At 64.5% G+C, this 1,321-nt stretch carries 2 protein-coding genes; both read right to left on the reverse strand.

The window, feature by feature from the left end; translation table 11 throughout:
* Window positions 1-96 (reverse strand): recombinase family protein (locus EB084_25695; GenBank protein ID NDD31657.1); only part of this gene is annotated, 96 nt, incomplete at its 3' end.
* Window positions 93-800 (reverse strand): hypothetical protein, encoded by a 708-nt coding sequence (locus EB084_25700; GenBank protein NDD31658.1) that lies wholly within the window; start codon window positions 798-800, stop codon window positions 93-95. The genes EB084_25695 and EB084_25700, both read right to left, overlap by 4 nt.
* Window positions 801-1,321: the final 521 nt, after the last annotated feature.

The following is a 1,321-nucleotide window of genomic DNA, read 5'->3' on the forward strand; positions in this document are numbered from 1 at the left end:
CCATCCGCGCGCCGTCGCGGCTTGCCTGAGTGCGTGGAGCTGTGCAGCTCCGTCTTGGTCTTTCGTCGACGTGCGAACGTAGAGAGCCTTTGTCATGCCTGCTTCTCCGTGTTGGTGGTGCCGCTAATCCCCTCCGGCGGCACCTCTTGGTATCTCGACTTCACCAGTCGCCACGCGCCGTTCTCGACGACGACCCCGACGTCGACCTCGTGGAGCAGCTCGTTGGTCCCACGCAACTCGCCCGCCTTGTTCACCTGACTCACGACGAGGGTGAGCGCCACGCGGAGGTTTGTTGTGAGGGTCCGCACGTCGTGAGGCTGGAGAGACGTCGCCTGTAGCGAGTCGATGCAGAGAGCGCGCGCCCTCGTCGATTCGACGACGCCCGCCAGCTCGTCGACGCTGGCCTGCCCGACGACATGAAAGTCACGCCGAGTGACACCGCACCGCTGCAAACGCTCGCCGAGGGTCACCGCCAGCCCCTCTTCCGCAGCAAACAGCACGACAGGGCCGGGGATGCTGTCGAGCCACCGGACGGCGAGCGTGCTCTTGCCTGCGCCTGGAGGCCCCCAGAGCACGCCCAGAGCGCCGACACCGAGGCGCAGGTCCGGTGCAGCGGGGATGCGGACCTCGTCCATCCTGCGCCGAACGAGGTCGGCTGCGGTGGCTCGCTGGAGCTGCGCTAGCGCCCGTGACGGCGCGCGGGAAAAGGCAGGGACGACTAGCCGCGCAGTCCCGCACACGAAGCAGCAAAGCAGCCGCTCGTCGTGGGCAGTCTGGCAGTTCAGGCATACGAAGCGCATTTTCGAGCCCTCTATTGCGAGTTCTGACGACGTGCACGCAAGTCTTTACTTGCATCCTACCCGCGCTCTACGTCGGGTCTGTGATCCGTTTGTTTGTCTCCCTATCGCCGCCTATGCTTGCACGTTCGATGTGCGGGTGTCATGCTTAGATAAGTCAACGGGTAAAACCAGTTCTCGACGGAGGCGCGATGTGGACAACCGTTTCTGAGAAGTTCAGGGTCGATTGCACCGCGTGCCAAACTGCGGGTGTTGCCGTACTCGGCATCACCCGCAGAGGATGGCCGTATGTGACATGCTTAGCTTGTCAGTTTCGCGGGTTCTACAACTCGCCTGGTTCGCTGACGACGCTACGCCAGCGTCACCCCGAGGTGATGATGCGACTCGCTGGTGTCGTCGAGCGGAGTCGGGCCGCGCCGGCAGGGGGCGAGTTGCGTGGCGGCGCTGAACCGGCGCTGGCGACTGGGAGCTGAACGTGGACAAGACCTTTTGGGAACCTTTCGTGGCGGCGGCTGAAGCGGCGC

This window comes from Pseudomonadota bacterium (assembly GCA_010028905.1).
Classification (GTDB): Bacteria; Vulcanimicrobiota; Xenobia; order RGZZ01; family RGZZ01; genus RGZZ01.